Origin of the sequence: Microbispora sp. H10885 (assembly GCF_014161415.1) — a bacterium.
Lineage (GTDB): Bacteria > Actinomycetota > Actinomycetes > Streptosporangiales > Streptosporangiaceae > Microbispora > Microbispora triticiradicis.
On the sequence record NZ_JABBWY010000001.1, the window covers coordinates 880059 to 905655 of the forward strand.

General features: G+C 69.0%; 29 protein-coding genes and 3 pseudogenes. 20 read left to right on the forward strand and 12 right to left on the reverse strand.

What is annotated here, in order from left to right:
• Positions 1–57: 57 nt before the first annotated feature.
• The 4 genes from nuoL to HHX37_RS03945 are packed head-to-tail and all read left to right on the forward strand — an operon-like array spanning position 58 to position 5958.
• A complete protein-coding gene (gene nuoL, locus HHX37_RS03930) occupies positions 58–1899 on the forward strand; it encodes an NADH-quinone oxidoreductase subunit L (protein WP_182883214.1) in 1842 nt (613 codons plus the stop codon).
• A complete protein-coding gene (locus tag HHX37_RS03935; RefSeq protein WP_182872877.1) occupies positions 1899–3404 on the forward strand; it encodes an NADH-quinone oxidoreductase subunit M in 1506 nt (501 codons plus the stop codon). Before nuoL ends, HHX37_RS03935 begins: the two co-directional genes overlap by 1 nt.
• Positions 3401–4951, forward strand: coding sequence for an NADH-quinone oxidoreductase subunit NuoN (gene nuoN, locus HHX37_RS03940; protein ID WP_182884501.1), 1551 nt, complete (start codon positions 3401–3403; stop codon positions 4949–4951). The genes HHX37_RS03935 and nuoN overlap by 4 nt, the downstream gene beginning before the upstream one ends.
• A gap of 11 nt (positions 4952–4962) precedes the next feature.
• A complete protein-coding gene (locus HHX37_RS03945; protein WP_182883179.1) occupies positions 4963–5958 on the forward strand; it encodes a polyprenyl synthetase family protein in 996 nt (331 codons plus the stop codon).
• A gap of 401 nt (positions 5959–6359) precedes the next feature.
• On the opposite strand, the gene HHX37_RS03950 is transcribed toward HHX37_RS03945, so the two are convergent.
• Positions 6360–7103: an SDR family oxidoreductase gene (locus tag HHX37_RS03950; RefSeq protein ID WP_182883178.1), complete on the reverse strand. Its 744-nt coding sequence runs from the start codon at positions 7101–7103 to the stop codon at positions 6360–6362.
• A gap of 78 nt (positions 7104–7181) precedes the next feature.
• Here HHX37_RS03950 and HHX37_RS03955 point away from each other — a divergent pair, with 78 nt between their 5' ends.
• Positions 7182–7655 (forward strand): RrF2 family transcriptional regulator, encoded by a 474-nt coding sequence (locus HHX37_RS03955; RefSeq protein ID WP_111700544.1) that lies wholly within the window; start codon positions 7182–7184, stop codon positions 7653–7655.
• Between the two features lie 19 nt (positions 7656–7674).
• On the opposite strand, the gene HHX37_RS03960 is transcribed toward HHX37_RS03955, so the two are convergent.
• The gene (locus tag HHX37_RS03960) at positions 7675–8502 is read right to left on the reverse strand and encodes a TIGR03621 family F420-dependent LLM class oxidoreductase (protein ID WP_182884502.1); all 828 of its coding nucleotides are present in this window, start codon (positions 8500–8502) and stop codon (positions 7675–7677) included.
• Between the two features lie 75 nt (positions 8503–8577).
• Entirely contained in the window at positions 8578–9483 is a 906-nt protein-coding gene (gene rarD, locus HHX37_RS03965) for an EamA family transporter RarD (protein ID WP_182884503.1), read from the reverse strand.
• A gap of 135 nt (positions 9484–9618) precedes the next feature.
• On the opposite strand from rarD, the gene msrA reads away from it, so the two are divergent.
• Entirely contained in the window at positions 9619–10281 is a 663-nt protein-coding gene (gene msrA / locus HHX37_RS03970) for a peptide-methionine (S)-S-oxide reductase MsrA (RefSeq protein WP_182883174.1), read from the forward strand.
• Here msrA and HHX37_RS03975 read toward each other — a convergent pair whose 3' ends face one another.
• Positions 10282–10716 carry a type II toxin-antitoxin system VapC family toxin gene (locus HHX37_RS03975; RefSeq protein ID WP_182883173.1) on the reverse strand — a complete coding sequence of 145 codons (435 nt, stop codon included), beginning with the start codon at positions 10714–10716 and terminating at the stop codon, positions 10282–10284.
• Positions 10713–10892 carry a hypothetical protein gene (locus tag HHX37_RS03980; RefSeq protein ID WP_182883172.1) on the reverse strand — a complete coding sequence of 60 codons (180 nt, stop codon included), beginning with the start codon at positions 10890–10892 and terminating at the stop codon, positions 10713–10715. Before HHX37_RS03980 ends, HHX37_RS03975 begins: the two co-directional genes overlap by 4 nt.
• Positions 10893–10980: 88 nt before the next feature.
• Here HHX37_RS03980 and HHX37_RS03985 point away from each other — a divergent pair.
• The 4 genes and pseudogenes from HHX37_RS03985 to HHX37_RS36195 form a co-directional block, all read left to right on the forward strand.
• Positions 10981–11079, forward strand: a pseudogene (locus tag HHX37_RS03985) (peptide-methionine (S)-S-oxide reductase); the annotation flags it as partial.
• A 106-nt stretch (positions 11080–11185) separates the two neighbouring features.
• Positions 11186–11497, forward strand: coding sequence for a hypothetical protein (locus HHX37_RS03990; protein WP_182883171.1), 312 nt, complete (start codon positions 11186–11188; stop codon positions 11495–11497).
• Positions 11473–11889, forward strand: a complete 417-nt coding sequence (locus HHX37_RS03995; RefSeq protein ID WP_182884504.1) for a PIN domain-containing protein — start codon at positions 11473–11475, stop codon at positions 11887–11889. Before HHX37_RS03990 ends, HHX37_RS03995 begins: the two co-directional genes overlap by 25 nt.
• A gap of 26 nt (positions 11890–11915) precedes the next feature.
• A pseudogene (locus HHX37_RS36195) lies at positions 11916–12017 on the forward strand (peptide-methionine (S)-S-oxide reductase); the annotation flags it as partial.
• A 148-nt stretch (positions 12018–12165) separates the two neighbouring features.
• On the opposite strand, the gene HHX37_RS38095 reads toward HHX37_RS36195, so the two are convergent.
• A complete protein-coding gene (locus HHX37_RS38095) occupies positions 12166–12408 on the reverse strand; it encodes a transposase family protein (RefSeq protein WP_396774787.1) in 243 nt (80 codons plus the stop codon).
• A 510-nt stretch (positions 12409–12918) separates the two neighbouring features.
• On the opposite strand from HHX37_RS38095, the gene HHX37_RS04005 reads away from it, so the two are divergent.
• The 4 genes and pseudogenes from HHX37_RS04005 (at position 12919) to HHX37_RS04020 (ending at position 15371) form a co-directional block, all read left to right on the forward strand.
• The gene (locus HHX37_RS04005; RefSeq protein WP_182884506.1) at positions 12919–14145 is read left to right on the forward strand and encodes a hypothetical protein; all 1227 of its coding nucleotides are present in this window, start codon (positions 12919–12921) and stop codon (positions 14143–14145) included.
• Positions 14146–14260: 115 nt separating this feature from the next.
• A pseudogene (locus tag HHX37_RS04010) lies at positions 14261–14359 on the forward strand (peptide-methionine (S)-S-oxide reductase); the annotation flags it as partial.
• 188 nt (positions 14360–14547) lie between these two features.
• Positions 14548–15018: a hypothetical protein gene (locus HHX37_RS04015; RefSeq protein ID WP_182883167.1), complete on the forward strand. Its 471-nt coding sequence runs from the start codon at positions 14548–14550 to the stop codon at positions 15016–15018.
• A gap of 77 nt (positions 15019–15095) precedes the next feature.
• Positions 15096–15371, forward strand: a complete 276-nt coding sequence (locus tag HHX37_RS04020) for a hypothetical protein (RefSeq protein WP_259406148.1) — start codon at positions 15096–15098, stop codon at positions 15369–15371.
• A gap of 330 nt (positions 15372–15701) precedes the next feature.
• Here HHX37_RS04020 and HHX37_RS04025 read toward each other — a convergent pair whose 3' ends face one another.
• Entirely contained in the window at positions 15702–16505 is an 804-nt protein-coding gene (locus HHX37_RS04025) for a helix-turn-helix domain-containing protein (protein WP_182884508.1), read from the reverse strand.
• A gap of 116 nt (positions 16506–16621) precedes the next feature.
• Between HHX37_RS04025 and HHX37_RS04030 the strand changes: the two genes are divergently transcribed.
• Positions 16622–17044, forward strand: coding sequence for a hypothetical protein (locus HHX37_RS04030; RefSeq protein ID WP_182884509.1), 423 nt, complete (start codon positions 16622–16624; stop codon positions 17042–17044).
• Between the two features lie 5 nt (positions 17045–17049).
• Complete coding sequence (locus HHX37_RS04035) at positions 17050–18081, forward strand: zinc-dependent alcohol dehydrogenase family protein (RefSeq protein ID WP_220502557.1); 1032 nt, start codon at positions 17050–17052, stop codon at positions 18079–18081.
• 491 nt (positions 18082–18572) lie between these two features.
• Here the strand turns inward: HHX37_RS04035 and HHX37_RS04040 are convergent, their stop codons facing one another.
• On the reverse strand, positions 18573–19238 hold the full coding sequence (locus tag HHX37_RS04040) for a TetR/AcrR family transcriptional regulator (RefSeq protein ID WP_182884511.1): 666 nt from the start codon (positions 19236–19238) through the stop codon (positions 18573–18575).
• A gap of 105 nt (positions 19239–19343) precedes the next feature.
• On the opposite strand from HHX37_RS04040, the gene HHX37_RS04045 reads away from it, so the two are divergent.
• A complete protein-coding gene (locus HHX37_RS04045) occupies positions 19344–20291 on the forward strand; it encodes an SDR family NAD(P)-dependent oxidoreductase (protein WP_182884512.1) in 948 nt (315 codons plus the stop codon).
• 20 nt (positions 20292–20311) lie between these two features.
• Here HHX37_RS04045 and HHX37_RS04050 read toward each other — a convergent pair whose 3' ends face one another.
• Positions 20312–21052: a TetR/AcrR family transcriptional regulator gene (locus HHX37_RS04050; protein ID WP_182884513.1), complete on the reverse strand. Its 741-nt coding sequence runs from the start codon at positions 21050–21052 to the stop codon at positions 20312–20314.
• A 100-nt stretch (positions 21053–21152) separates the two neighbouring features.
• Here HHX37_RS04050 and HHX37_RS04055 point away from each other — a divergent pair, with 100 nt between their 5' ends.
• A complete protein-coding gene (locus tag HHX37_RS04055) occupies positions 21153–21872 on the forward strand; it encodes a DUF2306 domain-containing protein (protein WP_182884514.1) in 720 nt (239 codons plus the stop codon).
• A 49-nt stretch (positions 21873–21921) separates the two neighbouring features.
• Here the strand turns inward: HHX37_RS04055 and HHX37_RS04060 are convergent, their stop codons facing one another.
• Together HHX37_RS04060 and HHX37_RS04065 are read right to left on the reverse strand one after the other, a co-directional pair.
• The gene (locus tag HHX37_RS04060; RefSeq protein WP_182884515.1) at positions 21922–22812 is read right to left on the reverse strand and encodes an NmrA family NAD(P)-binding protein; all 891 of its coding nucleotides are present in this window, start codon (positions 22810–22812) and stop codon (positions 21922–21924) included.
• Positions 22813–22895: 83 nt separating this feature from the next.
• Positions 22896–23336 (reverse strand): MarR family winged helix-turn-helix transcriptional regulator, encoded by a 441-nt coding sequence (locus HHX37_RS04065; RefSeq protein ID WP_182883157.1) that lies wholly within the window; start codon positions 23334–23336, stop codon positions 22896–22898.
• A gap of 296 nt (positions 23337–23632) precedes the next feature.
• On the opposite strand from HHX37_RS04065, the gene HHX37_RS04070 reads away from it, so the two are divergent.
• A complete protein-coding gene (locus tag HHX37_RS04070) occupies positions 23633–23782 on the forward strand; it encodes a hypothetical protein (RefSeq protein WP_182883156.1) in 150 nt (49 codons plus the stop codon).
• 124 nt (positions 23783–23906) lie between these two features.
• Positions 23907–24488: a hypothetical protein gene (locus HHX37_RS04075; RefSeq protein WP_182884516.1), complete on the forward strand. Its 582-nt coding sequence runs from the start codon at positions 23907–23909 to the stop codon at positions 24486–24488.
• On the opposite strand, the gene HHX37_RS04080 is transcribed toward HHX37_RS04075, so the two are convergent.
• Positions 24454–25434 (reverse strand): MerR family transcriptional regulator, encoded by a 981-nt coding sequence (locus HHX37_RS04080; RefSeq protein WP_182884517.1) that lies wholly within the window; start codon positions 25432–25434, stop codon positions 24454–24456. The genes HHX37_RS04075 and HHX37_RS04080 overlap by 35 nt on opposite strands.
• Positions 25435–25597 lie beyond the last annotated feature (163 nt).

A 25597-nucleotide genomic window follows, 5' to 3' on the forward strand; every position in this document is an offset into this window, starting at 1 on the left:
GTGGAACCCGCTGAGATCATCCAGCACTCCGGTGGAGCGATCGGGGCCGCCTGGCTGATGATCGCTCTGCCCCTGGTGGGAGCGGCGATCCTCCTGCTGGGCGGCCGGAGGACCGACAAGATCGGCCACCTGCTCGGGGTGCTCATGGCCGTGGCTTCGTTCGCGGTGGCCGCGCTGTCGTTCGTCCAGCTCCTCGGCTTCGCCCCCGGCGAGCGCCGCCGGGGCATCGAGCTGTACGACTTCGTCCCGGGCCTGGCGAAGGTGGGCCTGCTGGTCGACCCGCTGTCGATCTCGTTCTGCCTGCTGATCACCGGTGTGGGCTCGCTGATCCACATCTACTCGATCGGCTACATGGCGCACGACCCGAACAGGCGGCGGTTCTTCGCCTACCTGAACCTGTTCGTCGCGGCGATGCTCCTGCTGGTGCTGGCCGACAACTACGTCGCGCTGTTCGTCGGCTGGGAGGGCGTCGGCCTCGCGTCATACCTGCTGATCGGGTTCTGGCAGCACAAGCCCTCGGCGGCGACCGCGGCCAAGAAAGCGTTCATCGTCAACCGCGTCGGTGACTTCGGCCTGCTGATCGGCCTCTTCACGATCTTCGCGACGTTCCACACGCTGGCCTTCAAGGACGTCTTCGCGAACGCGGACAAGGCGTCCTCGGGCACGCTCACCGCGATCGGCCTGCTGCTGCTGGTCGGCGCGTGCGGCAAGTCGGCCCAGCTGCCGCTGCAGTCCTGGCTCCTCGACGCGATGGAGGGCCCGACCCCGGTCTCGGCCCTCATCCACGCGGCGACCATGGTCACCGCCGGTGTCTACCTCATCGTCCGGTCCGGCCCGATCTACCAGGGCGCCGAGACGGCGCAGCTCGTGGTGACGATCGTCGGTGTGGCGACCCTGCTCGCCGGTGCGATCATCGGTACCGCCAAGGACGACATCAAGAAGGCGCTGGCCGGTTCGACGATGTCGCAGATCGGCTACATGGTGCTCGCCGCGGGCATCGGCCCGGCCGGTTACGCCTTCGCGATCGCGCACCTGATCACGCACGGCTTCTTCAAGGCCGACATGTTCCTCGGCGCCGGCTCGGTCATGCACGCCATGAACGACGAGGTCGACATGAGGAAGTACGGCGCGCTGCGGAAGGTCATGCCGGTCACGTTCGCGACGTTCGCCATCGGCTACCTCGCGATCATCGGGTTCCCGCTGCTGTCCGGCTACTTCACCAAGGACGGCATCATCGAGACCGTGATGGAGCACAACGCCGTCCTCGGCTGGCTGGCCGTGCTCGGCGCCGGCATCACCGGCTTCTACATGTCGCGCCTGGTGTTCATGACGTTCTTCGGCGCTAAGCGCTGGGAGCCGACGGCCCACCCGCACGAGTCGCCCGCCGTCATGACCTGGCCGCTGATCATCCTGTCGATCGGCGCGATCGGCCTGGGCGCGTTCCTGGTCCTCGGCAACCGGTTCATGACCTTCCTCGCGCCGGCCGTCGGCGCGCCGGAGGAGATGCCGTCCTTCCACCCGTTCAGCCTCACCGGGCTGGCCACGCTCGCGCTCGTCGCGGTGGGCGCGGTGTTCGCCTGGTTGCGGTACGGCGCGGCCGAGGTGCCGGCGGTCGCCCCGCGCGGCTCGTTCCTCACCACCTTCGCCCGTCGTGACCTGTACGGCGACGCCCTGAACGAGGCGCTGTTCATGCGCCCCGGCCAGTGGCTGACCCGCCTGGCCGTGTTCTTCGACAACCGCGGCGTCGACGGCCTGGTGAACGGCCTGGCCGCCGGCATCGGGGGGACCTCCGGGCGGCTGCGCAGGATCCAGACCGGGTTCGTCCGCTCGTACGCGCTGTCGATCTTCCTGGGTGCGGCCGTCCTGGCCGGTGCCTGGCTCGTCGTAGGGAACCTGTGATGCCCTGGCTTTCAACCCTGATGGGCGTGTCCGTGCTCGGCGCGCTGGGCGTGACCCTTGTCCGCAACGACAAGCTCGCCAAGCAGTTCACCCTCGTGGTGTCGCTGATCGTGCTGGCGCTGACCGTCGCCATGGCGGTCCAGTTCAGCCCGAACGGCGACAAGTTCCAGTTCGCCGAGACGTACGACTGGATCCCCGCGTTCGGCGTCCACTACGGCGTCGCGGTGGACGGCATCGCCCTGGTGCTGATCCTGCTGTCGGTGATCCTCGTGCCGATCGTGGTGCTCGCCTCGTGGCACGACGCCGAGGCCGGCAAGCGCTCGGTCCGCACGTACTTCTCGCTGCTGCTGGTGCTCGAGGCCATGATGATCGGCGTCTTCGCGGCGACCGACGTCTTCCTCTTCTACGTCTTCTTCGAAGCCATGCTGATCCCGATGTACTTCATGATCGGGTCGTACGGCGGGGCGCAGCGGTCGTACGCGGCCGTGAAGTTCCTGCTGTACTCGCTGTTCGGCGGGCTGCTGATGCTGGTGGCGGTGATCGCGCTCTACTCGATCGCCGGCAAGGGCACGTTCATGTTCACCGACCTGGTCGGGACCATCCAGGACGTGACGACGCAGAAGTGGCTGTTCCTCGGTTTCTTCGTCGCCTTCGCGATCAAGGCGCCGCTGTGGCCGTTCCACACCTGGCTGCCGGACGCCGCCGCCCAGGCCCCGGCCGGCGCGGCCGTCCTGCTCGTGGGCGTGCTCGACAAGGTCGGCACGTACGGCATGCTGCGCTTCTGCCTCGAACTGTTCCCCGACGCCGCGAAGTTCTTCACGCCGCTGGTCATCACGCTGTCGGTGATCGGCATCGTGTACGGCGCGATCGTGGCCATCGGGCAGACCGACATGAAGCGGCTCATCGCGTACACCTCGGTGTCGCACTTCGGCTTCATCGCGATGGGCGTGTTCGCCATGACGACCAACGCGGGCTCGGGTGCGACGCTCTACATGGTCAACCACGGCTTCTCGACCGGCGCGCTGTTCCTCGTCGCGGGCTTCCTCATCTACCGCAGGGGCTCGCAGTTCATCTCCGACTACGGCGGCGTGCAGAAGGTGGCGCCGATCCTCGCCGGGACGTTCCTGGTGGCGGGTCTGTCCAGCCTCTCGCTGCCCGGCCTGAGCACGTTCGTCAGCGAGTTCATGGTCCTCATCGGCACCTACGAGCGGTACCTCGTGCCCGCCGTCATCGCGACGACAGGCGTCATCCTCGCCGCGATCTACATCCTGTGGATGTACCAGCGGACGATGAACGGCCCGACCGCCGAGTCGGTGAAGGCGCTGCCGGACCTCAACACGCGGGAGAAGTTCGTGGTGGCGCCGCTGATCGCGCTGCTGCTGGTGTTCGGCTTCTATCCCAAGCCGCTGCTCGACGTGATCAATCCCGCCGTGAAGGACACGCTGTCCAGCGTCTCGGTCACGGACCCGAAGCCGGCCGTACCCGTTGCTCAGGAGGGCAAGTGAACGGCACCATTGAGGCGCCCACCATCGAGTACGCCCTGCTGGCGCCGATGCTCGTCGTCTTCGGCGCGGCGATCGCCGGTGTGCTGGTGGAGGCGTTCGCGCCGCGTTACCTGCGATCGGCGATCCACCTCCCGCTCACGCTCCTCTCGCTGGCCGGCGCGTTCGCGCTGACCGTGTGGCAGGCGGTAAAGGGCGTGCCGACCAAGCCCGCGGCCATGGGCGCGGTGGCGGTCGACGGCCCGGCGCTGTTCATCTGGGGAACGATCCTCGTGCTCGCCTTCGTGAGCGTGCTGCTCATCAAGGACGAGGAGCACTTCGTCGGCTCCGCGGCGGCCCTGCCCGGGTCGGCCGAGGAGGAGCAGTCGCTGGTGGAGCGCGCCGCGCACACCGAGGTCTACCCGCTGCTGCTGTTCGCGGTGGGCGGCATGCTGCTCTTCCCGGCGTCCAACGACCTGCTGGTGGCGTTCGTCGCCCTGGAGGTCATGTCGCTGCCGCTGTACCTGCTGTGCGGCCTCGCGCGCCGCCGCCGCCTGCTGTCGCAGGAGGCCGCGGTCAAGTACTTCCTGCTCGGCGCCTTCTCCTCGGCGTTCTTCCTGTACGGCACCGCCCTGCTGTACGGCTACGCCGGTTCCGTCGACCTCGCGAAGATCAACCTCGCGCTCGGCTCGGTCGGCGGCCAGGACACCCTGCTCTACATCGGCGCGGCCATGCTCGGCGTCGGCCTGCTGTTCAAGATCGGCGCGGCGCCGTTCCAGGCGTGGAAGCCGGACGTCTACCAGGGCTCGCCCACGCCCATCACGGCGCTGATGGCCTCCGGCACCCTGGTGGCCGCCTTCGGCGCGCTGCTGCGCGTGTTCTGGGTCGGCCTCGGCGGTCTCGACTGGGACTGGCGCCCGGTGTTCTACGGTGTGGCGATTCTCACGATGGTGGTGGGCGCGATCCTCGCGATCACGCAGACCGACATCAAGCGGATGCTCGCCTACTCCTCGATCGCCCACGGCGGCTTCCTGCTCATCGGCGTGATCGCCACCGGCAGCGCCGCGCAGAACACCGCGGCCCTGTCGGGCCTGCTGTTCTACCTGGTGGCGTACGGCTTCACCACGGTCGGCGCGTTCGCGGTCGTCACGATGGTGCGCGACGCGGGCGGCGAGGCGTGGCACCTGTCCCGCTGGGCCGGGCTCGGCAAGCGCTCGCCGCTGCTGGCCGGCACGTTCGCCTTCTTCCTGCTGGCCTTCGCCGGTATCCCGCTGACCAGCGGGTTCTTCGGCAAGTACGCCGTCTTCCAGGCGGCCGTCAGCGGGGGCGCGCTGCCGCTGGTCATCGTCGGCGTGGTGGCCTCGGCCGTCGCCGCGTTCTTCTACGTGCGGGTGATCGTGCTGATGTTCTTCAGCGACCCGGCCGCCGACGGTCCGTCCGTCGTCCTGCCCTCCCGGGGGACCGCGGCTGTGGTAGGTATCGCGGCATTGGCTACGGTAGTTCTCGGGGTGTTCCCTCAGCCCGTGCTTGACCTCGCGCACACGGCTGCGCAGTCCCTGTTCGTCCGATAGGAGATCTCCGTATGGCCGCGCCGCCCGTAGTGGACATTCCTTTCGTCGACGAGCGGTTGGCCGAGGACCTGGCGAACGGTCTCGCGGCAGTGGAGAAGCTGCTGCGCTCGTCGGTCGAGAGCGAGGACGCCTTCGTCACGGAGGCGTCCCGGCATCTCATCGAGGCGGGCGGCAAGCGGTTCCGGGCCACGCTCGTGCTGCTCGCCGCCCAGTTCGGCACCCACGACGCTCCCGGCGTCGTGCCCGGGGCCGTCGTCATCGAGCTGACCCACCTGGCCACGCTCTACCACGACGACGTGATGGACGAGGCCCCGGTGCGCCGGGGCTCCCCGTCCGCCAACGCCCGGTGGGACAACACCGTGGCCATCCTCACCGGCGACTATCTCTTCGCCCAGGCGTCGGAGATCCTGGCCGACCTCGGCAGCGAGCTGATCCGGATCCAGGCGCGCACGTTCTCCCGTCTCGTGCGCGGTCAGATCCGCGAGACGATCGGCCCGGCCGAGGGCCGCGACGCGGTCGCCCACTACATCAGCGTGCTCGCCGACAAGACGGGCTCTCTCATCGCCACCTCGGGCCGCTTCGGCGCCATGCTGGCCGGCGCCCCCGCCGACGTCGTGGACCGCCTCACCGACGCCTGCGAGGCGATCGGCGTGGCCTGGCAGCTCGGCGACGACCTCATCGACGTGGCCGCGCCCACGGCCGACTCGGGCAAGACGCCCGGCACCGACCTGCGCGAGGGCATCCGCACGCTCCCCGTGCTGCACGCCCTGGCCTCCGACGACCCTGCCGACGCCCGGCTGCGTACGCTGCTGTCGGGGCCGGTGGCGGAGGAGGACGTCGAGGAGGCGCTCACGCTGCTGCGGGCCAACCACGCGATGACGCAGGCCCGCGCCGAGCTGATCCGCTGGACCGACCGGGCCAAGACCGCCCTCGCCGGCCTGCCCGACATCCCCGCCCGTGCGGCCCTGGTCGCCCTGTGCGACTACGTCGTCGACCGTACGGGCTGACGCCCCTTCGTAGATCATGGACCGGGTGAGAATCACCCGGTCCGCGGCCGTCCTGTGCCTCAGCGTGTGTCTCTGCCTGACGGCAGCCTGCGGCACACACCGCACGAACACCTCCGCCCCCCGGACACCGGCGAGCTCGACGCCCGCCGACGCCGTCGTCGTGGACAAGGACCAGGTCGTCGCGCTGGGAGTGGGTGAGGGCCCGGCGCGTTCCCTGGCCGACGCGCTCGCCGCGGCGGTTCCGCCGGCTGCGGCTTCGCCTGTGCCGACGAGCCCGTCCCAGGCACGCGACTTCAGTCGGCACGGCATGCAGATCGCCGCGACGTGGTGCCGAGGCGGCGCTCGCCTGACGTCTCCGCGGGCCGGGGCCGCCCCGTCCGGCCGGTGGCCGAGCACGAGGTCTACTTCTGGTCGGCGAGCCACTCGTCGAAGGTGGTCGGCGCGATGCGGGCGCCCTCTCCGGGAAGGAGCACGTCTCCGGCCATCGACGTGTCGAAGAGCCCCGACCAGGTCGGCACGAGCTTGACCGTACGGCCGCGCGCCGCGAGGGTGCGCCGGGCCATGTCGACGAGGTCCTGCGGCTCGGGACCGGCCACGTCGGCGTAGCGCCCCTGGGGCTCGCCCACGGCGATCTCGGCGAGGACGTCGGCCACGTCCGCGGGCGCGATCGGCTGCACGAGCAGCGGTGCGATCGTGGCGACGCCGTCCTGCTCGGTCCAGCTCACCACCATCTCGGCGAAGTCGTGGAACTGCGCGACCGGGACGATCGTCCACGGCACCGGACCGGCGGAGACCAGGCGCTCCTGCTCCCGCTTGCCGGCGTAGTGGGCGTTGCCCTCCACCCGGTGGACGTCGATGATCGACAGCAGCACGTGGTGACGGACGCCCGCCCGCTCCTCGGCGGCGAGCAGGTTGCGGGTGGTCGTGCCGAAGTACGCCACCGCCTCGTCCCGGTCGGTCGCCTCCGAGCTGATCGCGTCGACCACCGCCTCGACGCCGGCCAGAGCGTCGTCCAGCCCTTCACCGGTCAGCAGGTTCACGCCGAGGGACCGGCTGATGCGTACGACGTCGTGCCCGTCCCGTTCGAGGGCGGCGACGGTGAGCGACCCGATGTTCCCGGTGGCGCCGGCGACTGCGATTCGCATGGTCTTCTCCTTCACTCGATGCCACGGATGTCATCTCGGACAAAAAAGGTCCGCAATGTCTGCAATATACTACGGCCTATGAAGTTGCCCGCGAGCACCGAGTGGGTGTTGCACTGCGCCACCACGCTGGCGCAGCTGGAGCCGGGCGCCACCGCGTCGGCGGCACAGCTGGCTGAGTATTACGACGTTCCGGCGCCCTACCTGGCCAAGCAGCTGCAGGCGCTCGTGAAGGCCGGTGTGCTGGCCGCGATGACCGGCCCGCGGGGCGGCTTCCGGCTCGGGCGGGCGGCCTCGGACATCACGTTGCTGCAGATCGTCGAGGCTGTCGACGGCGCGTCTTCGCCGTACGAGTGCCGTGAGATCCGCCAGAGGGGACGGGGGGCGCTGCCTCCCGAGGACTGCCGGAGCATCTGCGTGATCGCCGAGAAGATGGGCGAGGCGCACGCCGCGTGGCGCGGCAGCCTCGCGGGGGTCACGCTCGCCGACATCCTCGCCTCGCTGCCGGAGTCGGCCCCCGCACGCACCCGGTCGCGCATCGGGGCCACGCGCTGACGCCGCCGAGGGGTGTGTGTCAGCGGCCGGCGAGGATCTCGACGACGGGGGCGAACGCGTCGGCGTAGAAGCCGTTGACGGTGACGTAGGAGACGCCCAGCTCGTCACGGCGGCGCAGCAGCGTGTCGGCCATCTCCCGGGGCGAACCGCGCAGTACGGCGGCCGCGCCGTCGGGGATGGTGCGGGATCCCTCGGGCAGCCACGGGGCCGGCGTGTCGCCGACCTGGAAGAGGTTCATGCTCAGCTCGATGTCGTCGAACCTCGCCCCGGCCGTCTCCCGCAGAATGCCGACGGGCCCGCGCAGGCCCTCCTCGGGCGTGCCGGCGGGCACGGCGAGCGCGACGATGTCGGCCGCCTCCGCGGCGAGCGCGAGCATGCGGGGACCGGCGGCCGCGACCAGGATGGGCGGCCCCTGAGGACGCACGCTGAGGCGGCCCTCCGCGAACGCCGTCCGCACCTCGTCGATCACCGACCTGACCTGCGCGACGCGCTCACCCGCGGTGCCGTACGGCATGCCGAGCGCGTGGGCGTCCCGCTCGGCGGCGGGGCGGCCGGCTCCCAGGCCGACCTCCAGCCGTCCGCCGGACAGGAAGTCGAGCCCGGCCAGCTCGTGCGCCAGCAGCCGGGGATTGCGGTAAGGCGCGGCCAGCACGAACGTGCCCACGCGCAGCGTCGTCGTGGCGGTGGCCGCCGCGGTCATGGCGAGCAGCGGCGGGAGCGTCCCCAGCGTGTCGGGGACGAGAAGGGTCGAGTAGCCGAGATTCTCGGCCCGGCGGGCCGTGGCCGTCCACGCGGCGGCGTCGGGGGCCAGGCCGGCGACGATCCCGAAGCGGAAGTCCTTGCTCATGGGCTGATCCTCGCCGCTGTGGCCGGTCGAGGTCGTCCCCCCGTCGGTGGCGGGAGCCGTACTCCCGGGGGCGTACTACACGGTCTGGAGCTCGGCGGCGCGCTCGCGGCGGGACACGCGGGCGGCGCGGATGCTGTCCCAGGTGAAGACGCTCAGCGCGAGCCAGACGACGACGAAGCCGGCCCACCGGCTGGCGGGCATGGTCTCGTGGACGATCAGCACGCCGCAGAGGAACTGCAGCACCGGCGCGATGTACTGCAGGAGGCCGATGACCGTGAGGGGGACCAGCAGCGCCGAGGCGGTGAAGAACAGCAACGGCACCGCGGTGATCACGCCGGCGGCCACCAGCAGCAGGGCGTGGCCGGCGCCGTGGTGGGCGAAGGTGCCCGTGCCGTTCGCCTCCAGGACGAGCAGGTAGGCCAGGGCCGGCACCAGCAGCACGAGGGTCTCGATGGTCAGGCTCTCCGCGCTGCCCACCCCCGCCTTCTTCTTGACCAGGCCGTACGTGCCGAAGCTGAAGGCTAGCACGAGCGCGATCCAGGGCAGACGCCCGTAGTCGAGCGTCAGGATGAGAACCGCGACCGCGCCCAGGCCGACCGCGGCCCACTGCCACACGCGTAGCCGCTCACGGAAGACCAGCACCCCGAAGAGCACGCTGACCAGGGGGTTGATGAAGTAGCCGAGGGCGCTTTCGACCACGTGGCCGGTGTTGACGGCGTAGATGTAGGTGCCCCAGTTCACCGAGACCGTGACGGCCGCGACGGTGAGGAGGATCAGCTGGCGTCGGGTAATGGTGCGGATCCACGACCAGTGACGTCGTACGGCGAGGACCGCGACCACCACGACGAGCGACCAGACCATCCGGTGCGCGAGGATCTCCACCGCGCCGGAGGGCTTGAGCAGGGGCCAGTAGAGAGGGAACAGACCCCACATCGTGTAGGCGGCGACGCCGAACAGGAGGCCACGGCGGGTATCAGGCATGTCGCCTATCTTCGCTGCTTACCTGGATTCAGGACAAATAAGGAGCTCTACGCCTGACGTTTAGGAATCCTTACGGGAGGAACAACGCGGCCGGGTGGGTGGTTGGTGTTGGCAGAACAGAAGGGGAGGTTCACGATGGGCTGGCTGTTCGGCAGGGACAAGACGACGATGGTGGAGCCCACGGACGCGCTGCCGGGCCGGGCCGAGATCATGCCGGTGGCCACCCGCCATCAGGTCCTCGGCGCGCCGCTGGCTCCGCCGTACCCCGAGGGAACGGAGATCGCCGAGTTCGGGCTGGGCTGCTTCTGGGGGGCCGAGCGCAAGTTCTGGCAGACCCCGGGCGTCGTCTCGACAGCGGTGGGCTACGCGGGCGGGTACACGCCCAACCCCACGTACGAGGAGGTCTGCTCCGGCCTCACGGGGCACACCGAGGTCGTCCGGGTGGTCTTCGACCCGGCCCAGGTGTCGTACGAGGAACTTCTCAAGGTCTTCTGGGAGGCGCACGACCCCACCCAGGGCATGCGCCAGGGCAACGACGTCGGCACGCAGTACCGGTCGGCCGTCTACACGCACGGCCCGGAGCAACTGGAGGCCGCCCTGGCGTCCCAGGAGGCGTACCAGAAGGTGCTGACCGACGCCGGGTACGGCGAGATCACCACCGACATAGCCCCCGCCGGTGAGTTCTACTTCGCCGAGGATTATCACCAGCAATACCTTTTTAAGGTGCCAAACGGCTACTGCGGCATCGGCGGCACCGGCGTGAGCTGCCCCGTCGGCCTGACCGCTGGCGAGGCCTGATCAGTCGGCTGGCAGGATCGTGAGTCGTTGCCCCTTGGGAAGATGACGAGGGGCAACGACAAGGTAGTCGCGCTGATCCAACGTGGCGACTTCGCGAAGGTCGAAGCGCTCGGCCAGGGCTATCACGCAGGCGTCCACGGCCTGAAGACGGAGCGAGGCGTAGGCCGAGAGCAGCTCGGACATTCGCCGATAGTCATGGGGCGTCGCCTCGATCACGCGGAGTTCGTCGTCGGCGATGGCAGCGCAGAACTCGGCGGCGAGAGTGGGGCTGCCGCGGCGCACTGGATCGGAGAGCAGGTGACAGATCTCTGTCACCGCGAGCGATGGCACGACGAGTTTGGTCCAGTTCTGCGCGAGAAACCGGACGCAGCGAGCGTGGTCCTTGTCGGCCCTGTTGAACGCCGCGACGAGGGGTCCCGTGTCGCAGAGGATCACGCGGTGATCGCTCCGTCGGACTCCTCGTGGTGAGGATAGGTGAGGTACCGGTCGTGGTGGACGCCGAGGTCTGCCGGCCCTTGTAGCGCGCCGACGAGCGCGGAGAGGTGCCGTGGAAGTGCGGGCACGTCGAGTGGCTCCTCGATGTCGGCCCAGCCTTCGTTGTCCAAGTCCATGCTGCCAAGTGTAGGCCCCGACCTGCCCGCAGGCAGTGAGATGTCGCAGCGTGAGGTGAGGAGGCATCTATTGCCTGAAGTGAACCGCTACCACCAGCAATACCTTTTTAAGGTGCCGAACGGCTACTGCGGCCTCGGCGGCACCGGTGTCTCCTGCCCCGTCGGCCTGACGACCGGCGAGAGCTGATCAGTCGCCGGGCGGGATCGTGACACCTCCGAGCGGCCTGGTGGTACTCGGAGGTTTCCTGCGTCCGATGCCGGTCGTTTGCTACTTGAAGTAGTAAACTACCGCTATGAGTACACCTGAACAGGCCTTCCCGCCCGGGGACGGGCCCGCGGCCAAGGTGAGCGTTTCCTTGCGAGCCGGCAACATCCGCGCCATCAAGGAGCGTGTCGGCGCGCGTGGGTTCTCCGCGTACGTCGACGCCGCTGTGGAGCGGCAGATCGAGCGGGACCTACTGGAGGAGGCCCTGCAGGCGAACGAGAACGAGTGCGGTCCCATCCCGCAGCATCTGCGGGACGAGGCTGAGCAGCTGTTCCGTAGCGTGAAGTCCGCTCCGGAGCTACAGGAGGGGCGTGGATGGCACGCGCACGAAGCAAGCTGAGTGCGGGGACGGTCATCCTTGACTCCGAGGGACTCTCGAAGTGGTGCGCGGCCGACCAGCGAGTTACGGCGATCGTCCGAGAGGCACAGAACAACGACTTCCGCGTTGTTATCAGTGCCTTGACGCCTATCGAGGCCTTCGACGGCCGGGTGACAAACGACCGGTTGCGCTGGCATCTGTCCCGGCTGCGTGTCGAGCCGGTGACCGAGGAGGTCTCCGTCCACGCGCTGGATCTGCTCCGTGAGAGCGGTCTTCACGGCCACAAGTACGCGATCGATGCCGTCGTGGCCGCCACGGCTCTTCGCTCCACCCGGCCCGTTATCGTCCTCACCTCGGACGAGGACGACATGAGCAAGCTCTGCGGAAAGGCAGTCCGCCTCGTGCGGGTGTAGGTGCCGAATTATTGCCCCAGCGATACGACTACCACCAGCAATACCTTTTTAAGGTGCCAAACGGCTACTGCGGCATCGGCGGCACCGGCGTGAGCTGTCCCGTCGGCCTGACCGCCGGCGAAGCCTGACCTGCGGTAGCTGACTGATCCTGGCCCTTGGTCGCCCGGCAAGCCCGGTGCCGATTGAAGGGTTGGAATCTTGAGTGGAGTCCGATACGCGACAGCCGAGGGTCGAGTCGGCGGACCGCCCTCGGCCTGAATTCGGGTTAAGCGTCCGCTACATCCGTGGTGCCACCTTCGCCGATTTTCCCCTGATGCTCGCTTCCCGTGTCGAAGAAGGTGTCAAGGTATTCATCCGGAAGGTCTTCGCGGCGCAGGCGTCGTTGCCGCACCGAAATCGCCGTATCCGCAGGTGGAGGATGGTCTCCTGGCCGCCGACGGCTGTGTCGCACACCCGCCGCTCGTAGCTCCTGTGCACACGGTGGGACACCGTCCCGCATCGCGGACACGCCGCCTGCATGGTGCGGGCTCTGGCCCGGATCCGCACCGACGTCCCCGACCGGCACACGACGTCGATCTGCCGACAGGCCAGGTGAGGGAAGAGAACCGCGAGCAACTTCGAGATCGTCACCCAGCATGATCAGCAACACCCGCGGCCGAGCGCTGGAAGATCACAGAATTAGTGCCAGAACCACGATCGAGCCGGAATTGACACCCGTCATCGGAAGGACACCGACGCCTGAGGTCGGCTGACCCGCCCAGATCTATGACATAGCCAGGTCCGGCACCGAGGGCAGGAGAATATGTTGCCAGGTGTGCGGGCTGGTGCGGCAACGAACGTTCGCAGGGGTTGGTCAGGCGGCTTCGTTGGCGGGTCGTCCCCGGCGGTGTTGTTTCTCGCTGCGGATGCGGGCGCGTTCGCGTCGCTGGGCGGCAAGTGTGATGCCACCGCGGGCCCCACCTGAGCCGCTCGGCTTGGAGTCCACAAGATTCACCGTCACGCCGTGTCTTGTCGTGATTTTCTGTGCGGATGTCGAAGATGCGGAGCGTCGTGCTCGCGGTGATCGTGGCTACGGCCGTGGGCCCGGGCGTGTCCGTGCTCCTCAGGGTGACCGGCGGGCTCGAGTCGGCGGGGGTGCTGACCGGCCTGGCGGCGGGGGGCCTCCTGCGGGGGAAGCCGGTCAGGGCCGCGGTCGCGACCCTGTACGGCAGCGCCTCGGCCGTTCTGATCGGCGAGATCTCGCAGGGCGCTTTCGGCGGCGGCCCGGATTTCGCCGACGCCATGGCCGTCCGGCCGGGCTGGCCAGGGTGGATGATCGGGGCCGTGCTCGCCTACGCGATCGCAGCCGGGAGGCCGCCCTGCGCGCAGGCCGATCAGGCGGCCCCCGCGCATCCGGTTACGACGCACGCCGATCCCGCTGGGGTGACTCGCGCGCACCGGACCACGATCGGGCGGCTGCCGCACGCCGATTCCGGCGAGGCCGGGCACCTCATGCTCTCGATCGTGTTCACGGCCGTGCTCGCCGCCGTGCTCGCCTGCGGCCAGATCGTCGCCGGCAAGGCACTGGGCATGACCTTATGGGAGGCCTACCACGAGTATGACGGGCCGGGCTGGTATCGCGACCTGACCCGTGCCCTCTGGTATCCCGCCGCCTCGGTGGTGCTGGCCTCGCTCGTCGCGGGCGGGATGCCTGCCGGCCGGTGGCGTTTCCTGGCGCCACCCCTGGCCGCGTGGCTCGGCTGTGCGGTGACGGCCGGGCCGCTGCAGTATCTCCAGGCGCTCGGCGCGCCGTACGACCCCCCGGCCGTGGCGCTCATGGCGTCCCTCGCGGGTGGCGGCGTCGGCGCGGCGGCAGGCGCCGCCGCGCTCCGGCATACCGGGACACGCCTCGGACTGGTCTGCTTCGTCCTGCTGTTCACCGCCGGCGACGCTACCGGCCGGCTGGACGACTTCCCCGTGGGAGTCTTCGTGTCGATCGCGCTGGCCGCCGTGGTGGCCGCGTGGGTTACGGCACGACGGAACGCGGACATCGGACCGGGGATACTGGCGGGCATGGCGGGGCCGCTGTTCATCTGGTCGGTGTACGCGACGGTCGGTTCCCGGCTTTATGACCACTCCACCCAGGCGCTGCCGTACTGGAACGCCATGATCGTCGCGCTGCTGGCGCCGGCCGTCGCGCTGCCGGCCGCCGCCCTGGCACGGCTCGCTCGGCCGCGGACAAGGGCGCGACCGCATTGTGATACGGCGGCTCGTTGACGGCGTCGATCCGGTCCAATGACCCGCCGACATCTGTGACACAGCGAGTCCCGGTGCCGAGGCTGAGCAAGTGTCGCGAGATCCCCAGCATGATTTATTGCCCGAGGAGAACCGCTACCACCAGCAATACCTTTTTAAGGTGCCAAACGGCTACTGCGGCATCGGCGGCACCGGTGTGAGCTGCCCGGTCGGCCTGACCGCCGGCGAAGCCTGACCTGCGGTAACTGACTGATCCTGGCCCTTCGCCGCCTGGGCTGGTGCGGTGTGGGCCGGGGTCAGGCTCGACGCGATCGGCGGTCTCGAAGTGCGGGCCTGGGTGGGGCGCGGCCGTCCCACAGCGCGGCGCGCCAGGTGGGCGAGGTTGGAGCGCTATCAGAATGTGTTCTGAATTAGACTGACGGCGTGAGCATCAGCAATGCCGACGCCGTCACCTTCTCGGACCTGTCGAGGAATCCCCGGGCTGTCGCCGAACGCGCCGCGCGACTCGGTCGCGTACGTGTGACTCACCGGGATGCCCAGGACTTCTACCTGACCGCGGCTGACCGTGAGGAACGACGCGAGCAGACGCTGGCCACTGCTTCCCGTCTGTTCCTCGCGCTGCTGAGGCATGATCCGACCGCCCGCGCCCTGGTCATCGCCATGCCTGAGGTCTTTCCCTGGGTTCGTCACCTCTCCTCTGATGAGGTGCGGTCCTTCACTCTTGAACTGGTTGAGGCGCTCTCTGACGCGGCCGAGCTGGATGTCGACGCCACTACTCAGGAAGTCATCGCAGGCTGGCGGGCCACCGCCCGGATCAAGGCCGACCCCGCGCACTATGCGCAGGCGCGTGAGGCGACGAGCGGAGACTTCGGGCCGGTTGAGGTTTCGGTATGAGTCCGAAGCGCGGAGACCGGGTCACAGTCCCGCCTCCTGACAGCGAATGGGACGTACGGTTCGGTACGAGCGATGCGGTGAAGGGCTGGGAGGAACTATGCCGTCATGCCCTGGCCAACACACGCCGCTGCTTGGAGACGCTGCGCGCAGATCCACGCTCACGCACCGACCATGAGCGTCAGCATCGCCTGCGTGGCGACCTCGCGACTCATTGCCACAACAGACAGGACCTCGAGCAATGGGAGTTCGAGGTTACCAGCGGTGGGCGCGTGCGCTACGTGATCGACGACGCCGCTCACACGGTATGGATCATCTATGCCTCGCCCCGTCATCCCAAGGACACCGATGTCTGAGGCCGGCTGACCTGCTGGCGAATGTGACACAGCCATTCCCAGCGCCGAGGGCGGGAGCAAATGCCGCAAGGTCGTAGCGCGACTTGTTGCCTGGAGTGAACCGCTACCACTAGCAATACCTTTTTGAGGTGCCAAACGGCTACTGCGGGATCGGTGGCACGGGCGTCGCGTGTCCGATCGGCCTCACCACTGGTGAGGCCTGACCTGCGGTAAGTGACTGATCCTGGCCCTCGGTCGCCCGGCAAGCCCGGTGCCGATCGAGGGTCAGAGCCGTGCGAGCAGGCGAGATTCCGCCGGCAACATCCGATACGCGGCCTCCGCAGATGGCGTTCACCACGTAACGAGCTCGGTCAGCGCGGTGCTGGTCGTTTCGTCGGCCGGTAGGAATGCTTCCAATCGCAGTTCTGCGATGGTGACGTCGGTGGCGGTACCGAAGTGAGTCAGTGTGGTGATGAGTCGCAGTTCCCGGTTCTCCGGCTCGCTCATGCGGAGGTGGAGCGGTACCGCGAAGCCGAGATGATGAGGCGGCAGTTGGCGTGGACGCGGCGGCGCCAGGCCGACGAGTTCCGCGGCGAGCAGCTGGAGCCGGTCGCTCGGGTTCCGCGTGCTCTCGGCGTGGATGCGTTCGATGATGTGCCATGCCCACTCGTCGAGGTTGAGGATGCGCGGCGCGAGTCCTTGAGGGTGCAGCAGGACTCGGGGGACGCTCACCGGTGGGGCGAGCAGGTGCGGGTCCACTCCGCGGATGATCACCTGAAAGCCGGCGTTGGCCGAGACGAGGTCGCCGTGCCGGTCGACGATCACGGCCGGGTACGGCAGGTGGCCGTGCAGGACGCGGTCGAGGGCGGTTCGTACCGCTGCCAACTGGGGATCGTCCAGGTCGGTCTGTGGGTACGCGGGCGCGAACCCCGCGGCGAGGAGCAGTTCGTTGCGTTCGCGGATCGGCACCTCGAGTGACTCGGCCAGCCGTATGATCATCGACCGGCCAGGGGCCGAGCGTCCGCTCTCGATGAAGCTGACGTGCCGTTGAGTGGTGCCGGCGCGCACCGCCAGTTCGAGTTGGCTGACGCGTCGGCGGGTGCGCCACTCGCGCAGCGCACCAGCGAGTCCGCCGCTTGCCGATTCGGTGATCATTCCTTCTGTTTACCGGGCATGGCACCGGTCGGCGATTCCCTTCGAGGAATTGTCGCGGTGCGTCCGGCGCAGCATATTCGAGGTCGCAAACGACCAACCACGACCTGAGGATCGTCATGGCCGACACAGACCTGAAGAATCTCACCGACCGCTATGTCGCGGTGTGGAGTGAACCCGACCCGGAGCGTCGCCGCGCGGCCGTTCGCGAGCTGTGGTCCCCCGACGCGGTCCATGTCCTGCAGCCGCCTCAGGAGATGCGACAGGCCGCTGAAGGGCTGGGGTTCGATCGTCTCGTACTGGAGGCTCGCGGTTATGACGCACTGGAACTGCGGGTGACGCGCGCGTACGAGGAGTTCGTCGCTCCGGGAACCTACGTTTTCCGGTCCCGCGGCGATGCCGAACGGCTCCACGACGTGGTCAAATTTCGCTGGGAGATGGTGGCTCGCGGCGGTGGCGATGCGGCCGGTATCGGGCTGGAAATCCTCATGCTGGGCGCGGACGGTCGCATCGTCAGCGATTACCAGTTCATCGAGGGATGACCGTGATGACGGCGGCACTGCCATCGTCCGTGCGGAGCTACCACGTCAACAGTGGCGACGGCATCGAGGGGCTGTCGCTGCGGACCCACGAACCGCGCACGCCAGGCGTCGGCGAGGTCGCGGTCATGGTCCACGCCGTCTCGCTCAGCTTCCGCGAGCTGCTGGTGCTGCGCGGGCAGTACGTGTTGCCCGTCAAGCCGGACGTCATCCCGGTCTCCGACGGTGCCGGGCAGGTCGTCGCCGTGGGGCCGGGTGTCCAGCGGGTACGACCGGGTGACCGGGTCACCGCCACGCTGTTCCCGCAGTGGCTGGACGGCCCCCTGCAACCGTCGTACCTGCCACAACTGGGAGGTTCCCTCGACGGCATGCTCACCGAACTCGCCGTCCTCCCGGAGCAAGCCCTCGTCCCGATTCCCGACCACCTCTCCTACGCCGAGGCCGCGACGCTGCCGTGCGCCGCGGTGACCGCGTGGAACGCGCTGACCGGGGACGGTCCTGGGATCCAGCCCGGGTGCACACTGCTGACCACCGGCTCGGGCGGCGTATCACTGTTCGCGGTACAACTGGCCAAACTTCTCGGCGCGAGAGTGATCGCTACGACCGGCCGGACGGAAAGAGACCAGCGCCCCCGCGACCTGGGCGCTGACGAGGTCGTCAACTACCGCGCCGTTCCCGACTGGCACACCGCGGCCCGCGGCATCACCGGCGGGCGCGGGGTGGACCGGGTCGTCCACACCGCCGGACCTCTGGAGCAGTCACTGAAGTCGCTTGCCGTCAACGGACACGTCGCGTTCGTCGGGTCCGTTTCGGGTGACTGGCGGCCACTCGACCCTCGCCTGTTGTTCGGTGTCGCCGCGACGGTCCGGGCGTTGGCCGTCGGGAGCCACGCGCAGTTCACCCAGATGAACGAGATCATCGCCGCACGGCGGCTTCGGCCCGTCATCGACCGAGTGTTCCCGTTCGAGGAAGCCGGCGCGGCGTTCCGGTACTACGAGTCGACCAGCCCGTTCGGAAAGGTCATCATCGAAATCCGATAGTCGGCGGTCGTGGCAGCGGAGTCCGCCACGCCCGCTCATCGGCTTGAGACGTCGCCGATCGGCGCACCGGTCGGCGGTACGGTGAGCGGCCGGGATCGGGACATCGGCCGCGGGACGGATCTCAAGTTTCAGCGGATGGCCGAGCACGTGCCGCGGAGACCCATGAGGCGGCTCATCTTGCCGTCGGACTGGGTCGGACGGCGCGGGAGATGCGGGAAGCTCGTGGCTGGAGCCAGAGCGAGTAGGCCCGTGCGGCTGAGGATGACACAGTCAGCGGTGCGCGCTTCCAGGCCGGAGGTATCGTCCCGACGGTGCCGGTTCTTGAGCGCCTGGCCAGGGCGCTGAAGGCCGGTCTTCAGGTGCGGATCACTCCGCGTGCTCCAGCGGCGTGAGCTGATCTATTGCCTGAAGTGCATCAGTGGGCCGCCTGTCCGACGGGCCTGGTCCCGGCCGAGGATCGAGGCTCGCTGACCTGCCCAATGCAAGGCAGGTCAGCGGCGGGGTAGCACGCCCAGGAGGGTTGCGGTCAGGGCCAGCTTCAGAGAGTCCTTCAGCTCCAGGTGGAAGCGGGCGAGGTCGGGCTCGGCCTGGTAGGCCTCCTGCAGGCTGGGTGGGGGTGTGCTGTACGCCGACAGCGCGCCGGCAATGACCATGGTTTGCAGGCTGAACAGTGTCGCGTTCTCGCCCAGCTCCGGCAGGTAGTCCTGGATCAGGGCGGTCATGGTTGTCAGGCGGTCCAGGGAGGCGCGCTTGTAGCGTGCTACCACTTCGACGGAGACGTTGTGTTCCAGGACGCTGCCCTGTGCGCCGAAGAGGTCGCACAGCACCGTTCGACTGGAGAGCGAGCGGCTGAGGATCTCTGCCACCGCTGCCGCTCGCTCGGCCACGGGTAGATCTTCGTCGACGCCGGCGGCCAGTTCGCCCGCCAGTTCCGTCAGCCACTCCTGCAGGAAGCGGTCCAGCAGTTCCAGCAGCACCGCCTCGCGAGACTCGAAGTAGCGCAGCACGTTCGGCTTCGCCAGGCCTACCCGGCGGCTGAGCTCGTTCAGGGTGACCGCGGCCACGGGCATCTCGTGGAGCATCGCCGACGCCATGTCGAGGATCGCCTGCCGGCGGATCTCCCGCTGCTCTTCGGTTCTCGCCCGCTGGAAAGTCACGGTCGCCAGCTTAATTTAAGTACCTTCGGTACGTTGACAACGTACCGAAGGTACTTTAGCGTTGCGAAAGGAAGATACCTTCGGTACGTTAGTTGGGAGCCTGGCATGGGCGAGAAGTGGACGATGGCGAACATTCCGGACCAACGCGGGCGGGTGGCCGTGGTGACCGGGGCCAACACCGGACTGGGGTACGAGACCGCCAAGGCGCTCGCCGAGCGCGGGGCGTCCGTGGTCCTCGCCGTGCGTAACGTCGAGAAGGGTGAGCAGGCCGCGGCCGGTATGACCGGCGACGTGACCGTGCAGGCGCTGGATCTGACCTCGCTCGACTCCGTCCGGACCGCGGCGGCGGCGCTGCGGTCCCGGCTCGACCGGATCGACCTGCTGATCAACAACGCCGGCGTGATGTACACCCCGAAGCAGACCACCCGGGACGGCTTCGAGATGCAGTTCGGCACCAACCACCTCGGCCACTTCGCGCTCACCGGGCTGCTGCTGGACCTGATGCTGCCGGTGCCCGGCTCACGTGTGGTGACGGTCAGCAGCACCGGCCACCGCATCCGGGCCGCGATCCACTTCGACGACCTGCAGTGGGAGCGGTCGTACAGCCGGGTCGCCGCCTATGGTCAGTCCAAGCTGGCCAACCTGATGTTCACGTACGAGCTGCAGCGCCGGCTCGCCACGCACGGCACCACCGTCGCGGTGGCCGCGCACCCCGGCGTGTCCAGCACCGAGCTCGCCCGCAACACCCCCGCGGCCCTCCGGCTTCCGCTCACCTGGCTCGCGCCGCTGATCACCCAGACGCCGGCGATGGGCGCGTTGCCGACCCTGCGCGCCGCCACCGACCCCGCCGTGCTCGGCGGCCAGTACTACGGTCCCGGCGGACGTTTCGAGGTCATGGGCCACCCCCGGCTGGTCACCTCCAGTTCGAAGTCGTACGAGGTAGCCGTCCAGCAGCGGCTGTGGGCCGTCTCCGAAGACCTCACCGGGGTGAAGTTCCCCGTCGCTCAGTCCAAGCAGAACCCGTTTCTCTCCGGATCGGCCGACACGATCTAGCCCGCGCCCGCTGACCCGGCTCAGGCCCCGGCGGCGCGTTCGATCGCCACTGCCACCCCGTCGAGCAGGTGGTCAAGGCCGGCGCGGAAGTCGTCGTCCGGAGCGGCCCCCGCTTGGGGGTCGAACACCCCGGCCTCGACGGCGCGGGCCAGCGCCGGGAACCGGCCTGGGTCGGCGAGCTCGGTGAGCAGGGCGGCGTACGCCCTGTCGGCCCCTTCCTCTGGTTCGGCGGGCATGGACGTCAGGAGCTGGGCGGCGCCGCGCACGTAGTGCAGCACCAGCATGACCACCGAGAACCGGGCCCGCGGGTCCAGCTGCGTGCCGCCGAGGGAGCGCAGCGCGGCGTCGAGCCAGGCGAGCTGGCCGGGGTCCATCGGCGGGGAGTTCGTCAGCTGGGCGATCCACGGATGCCGCAGGTAGACGCCGAACAGCTCGACGGCCCACCGGGTGAGTGAGCCGCGCCAGTCGGCCGGCGCGGTGTCGAACTCCGGCGGCGTGCCGGGCGCGGCGGCCAGCATGAACAGCTGCAGGTCGTCCTTGCCGGTCACGTGCCGGTACAGCGACATGGGCGCGCAGCCGAGCCGTTCGGCGAGCCGGGCCATGGACAGCGCGGCCAGGCCCTCCTCGTCGGCGAGGGTGATGGCCGCCGCCACGATCCGCTCCAGGCTGAGCGCGGGCGTGCGTCCCCGCCCCTTCGGTTTGGCCCGCCCCCACAGCACGTTCAGCGCGTGCGGCAGCTCGTTCCCGATGTCGTCCGGCATTCCAGTGAGCTTACCACTTTGCGTATGGCCTACGCATTGCGTATATGATACGCATTGAGCGTATGGGATACGCATCCTCGACCGCCCTCTTGGAGCCGTCATGCACACGACGATCGACAGTCCTCCGCCGGTATCGGCCCACCGACGTCCGTGGTGGCGGCGCCGCTGGACGGTGCCGCTCGCCCTGGTCACGGCCGGGTTCCTCGCCTTCTCGCTGCCGCCGTACCTGACCGGGGACCCGTCGCTGTCCCGGGTGCCGCAGCCACAGGGGTTCGGCCTGCACTACCCGCTGCTCGTCGCGCACGTGCTGTTCGCCTCGGTCGCCATGGTCACCGCGTTCTTCCAGGTGTGGCCGTGGTTCCGGCGGCGGCACCGGGTGTGGCACCGGCGCGCCGGGCGCGTCTACGTGTTCGCCGGGGTGTTGCCTGCCGGGCTGACCGGTCTGGTCATCGGGGCGCGTTCCCCGTTCGGGCTGTTCCTCGCGGTCAGCGACGTGCTCCTCGCCCTGCTGTGGCTCGCCTTCACCCTGGCGGGCTGGCGCGCCGCCCGCGCCCGCCGGTACGCCGACCACCGGCGCTGGATGCTGCGCAGCGCCGTGCTGACCTACTCCATCATCACCAACCGGGTGTGGACCGTGATCCTTATCATCACCCTGTCCCCGCTGCAGGACACCGTCTTCCGCGGCGACCCCGATCTGATGGCGTGGACGATCTCCGGCCTGTCCGGCTGGCTCGGCTGGACGATCCCGCTGCTGGCCGTGGAGTGGTACCTGGAGCGCGAGGTGGCCCGCCGCGGCCGCCGCACCGCCCTCGCGACCTGATCCCTGAGGCCGGTCTCGGCCCGGCCCCGGAACGACCGCCGCTGGAGGCTCAGGAACCAGCCACGTTTGTGGGCGCGGTCCAGCCGGTAGCTCGGATCCACTCGACCAGGTCCAGGGCGGCCGGCTCGATCGAGCGCACCACCGCGAGGTCCGAAGGGTATTCCGCCGCCTTCGCGAACTCGCGGAACATCGCCTTGTCGAGGTCGTTGGGAAGCACGCTCAACGGGAGGGCCTCGTACCGTGCCGGGAGCCCGGCGCGCGCGCCGAACGCCGCGGCGATCTGGGGGCCCGTCAGCTCGTCGCCGACGAGCTCGACGGCTCCGCCGGGCGCCTCCGCGGTGTCGAGCAGGAGCGCGGCGGCGACCCGGCCGATGTCCCTGACCGAGATCATCTTCAGGGCGACGTCCTCCGGCAGCGGCAGCCTCAGCACGATCTCCCCATGCTTCAGGCTCGGTGCCATCACGCTCGCGAAGTTCTCCATGAAGGCGGTCGCGCGAACCATCGCGGCCCTGAGGCCGGACTTCCTCAGGTGCTCCTCGATCGAGTGCTTCGAGTCGTGGTGCGGCACACCCGACTCCCGGTCCGCTCCGAAGACCGAGTTGAACACGACGTGCGGGACGCCCGCCTCGACCGCCGCGTCGACGAGCGCGGTACCGATGCGGATCTCCGCCTCGACCTCTTCGAGGCTGTTCGCCTCCGGGGTCATGAAGTAGAACCCCTGGACCGTCGCCAGCGCGGCGGCCAGCGACGCCGGGTCGTCGGCCCGGATGGCCGCCAGCTCGACGCCGCGGGCGGCCAGCGCCTGAGCCCGGTCGGACTGCGGGTTGCGGACCAAAGCCCGCACCCGCGCCTTGTGGTCCAGCAGCGCGTCGACCACCGCCCCGCCCTGTTGCCCCGTCGCGCCGAAGACTGCGATCGTGCCGGTCGTCTGTGCGCTCATCGCTGCCACCCTTCATTAGTTCATGGCATGAACGAAACTAGTTCATGGCATGAACATCGTCAAGGTGCGGGTGTAGCGGGACCTCACGGTGTGATTGGTCTGTTCGAGGTGGGCGAAGAGAGGTCCGAGGTGTCCACGATGGCGGTGGCCACGCGCTCGAAGTCGCGCTGGTCGTCGGCGTCGAGGTTCCTGGCGATCTCGGGCAGGCGCTTGGCGACCTCGGCGTAAACGGCCTCGGCGAGCACCTTCCCCGTGGGCGTCGCACTGAGCATGACGACCCGTCGGTCCTGCGCCGAGCTTGCCCGGCCGACCAACTCGCGCCGCGCGGTGCGATCGACCAGCTGGCTCAATGCGTTCTTGGTCATACCCAACGACGCGGCGAGGTCAGCCATCTGCCGCGGCTCGTTCCTGACTGCGCAGAGCAGCGTGGCCTGCGAGGGGGTCAGGTCGAACTCGGCGCAGATCTGCGCGTACTTGCGTTGAATCACAACCGAGAGCCAGAAGAGCTTGTCGCCATAGTCCACGCCGACCTCCCCGGTCTAATGACGAACGATCAGCCTACTCGTCGCGGGCCGGCAGACCACGCCACTCACCAGGAGATGTACACCTCTGCCATGGTCGCGGCTACGGCATTGGCTCAAGCGGGTCCTGTCATGATCGTCACATCCGACGTGCCGCACCTGAGCGCCCTGACGGCGGGTCACGAGCGGATACAGGTCGTTCACGTCGACAAGATCAGCCGATAGCACCGTCACGTCGAGGCCGCCTGCGTGAGTTCGAGTGGCCGGCGAGGTCGCACCGCGATGATTTATTGCCCCAAGTGAACCGGCCGGGACAGCCAGATTTCCGGCACCTGATCGCCGAGATGGTCGAGCGGATGCCCGGCGCCGTCCTCGTCATCATCGCGGCCGGCCGCAACGTGCACGCCGGCGAACCGACGGAGTTCCTCGCCGCTCACGATGTGGGCTGAGCCTTTGTCCGGAACGGCACTTGAGTCTCAAGTAACCGGAGACTCCAGGATCGATGCCGTGGGCGGCGCGTACTCGTTTCCGCCGTCCGCGACCATCCGATCCGACTCCGGGAGAGCGCATTCCATGCCGCGATACGTGACGCCGTCCGCTGAGGATGGCAAGCGCCTCATCAACGACTTCATCGACGAGACTTTCGGTGATCTGGACGCCAACCCGGACTTCGTCGCCATGCTGCGTACGGTGGTGCCCGAGATGCCCGCCGATCCCAGCCCTGAGCAGCTGGGTGCCTGGGCGGAGCTGTCCGAGCTGGTCCGCGACGCCGACTTCAGGGCCAGGGTCCGCAGGATGGCCGAGCATCAGGCGGCCGAGAGGGCGGCCGGGGATCAGACCGGTCTGCATCACGAGGTGACCGAACTGGTCCGGGAACGGGTGCGGCAGGCGCAGGCGGACGGGGTCGAGCCGAGTTCGCAGGAGGCGCGAACGGTGCTGGTGGAGTTGATCGCCGGATACACCGCGACATTCGGCCATCCCGACAGTGCCGAATACCGCCGGAGGCTGCTGACTCGGCTGGAGATCGCCGATGATCCCCGTACGGAGCGGTACTTCGCCCTGCTGCACACGATCAACGGCTGGCCGGTGCCGCCGAGCCTGGCGCCGGCGTTCGACTGGTTCACCCAGGCGCTCCGGCACCATCCCGTTCCCTAGAGGCCGGGTACGCGGGGTCGAGTGCGGCGAGGAACCAGCGGGCCGCAGGGACCGGATCGGGTTTCGGGGGCGTACCGTTGATCATGGCCAGTAGTTGCCAGTATCGGGAGACCCGAGGGTCGGCCCCGATGCGGATCCGCTCGGCGAGCCAGAGCCGGAACCCGGCGTCGTCGGACCGCCGGTGGGCCTGGGCGAAGACGGCGACCAGCTCGTTCACGATGGGCCGGGCCAGGGCGGAGACCGGCGCAATCCCGTCCGCCAGGGCGCGGCCGACGAGGTCCAGCGCGGCCTGCTCGGCCCGCGCCCAGCTCTCGTGGTCGCCGTGCTCGGCGCCGGAGGAACGGTCCGTCGCGTGTCGCTCGAACGCCTCGCGTACGCTCTCCCGGAAGTGGGGGTCGCCGACCAGGTGCGCCAGCTCCAGCCACGCGTCGAGCTGCTCGGCCGATGGGTCGTCGGGCAGGTCGGGCAGCATCGAGCGCAGGTGCGCGGCGAACGCGGGCTCCATGTCGAGCCCGCGCGTCGCTTCGGCCACGAGGTCGGCCACCAGCTGCCGGCGCCGCTCGGCCGGTAGCCGGGCGAGCCGGTTCACGTGGGCGATTCCGGCCGTGCCGGTACGGCGGGTGGTGACGTAGCGCAACACCGCCTGGCGTACCCGCAAGGTCTGGATCTGGTCCTCCATGGCCGCGATCTGCCCGTCGGCGACCTCGGCCAGAGTCTGCGTGTCGGCGAGCACCCGTGTGATCGTCGCGATCTCGACGCCGAGATCTCGCAGCGTACGGACGAGTTCCAGCCGGTCCAGGGCGTCATGATCGTAGAGCCGGTAGCCGCCGGCCGACCGACCGGCTGGAGGTACCAGCCCTTCGTCGGAGTAGTACCGGACCGTCGGCACCGGCACCCCGGTGAGCCGCGCCACCTGGCCGATCGTGTAGAGCCCGTCGTCCTTCACACGTCCAGCCTGGCTCATCAGCCGCTTTTCGGGGCAGATCCACGCTCGCGAGCGAATGCCGAACAGCAGCATCGTCCGTCGGCGTGGACGGGCTGCCCGGACATTCGTCACCCGATCGCGGCGTGGAAACAGCGCCCGATCCACAAACCGGCATGATGTGATG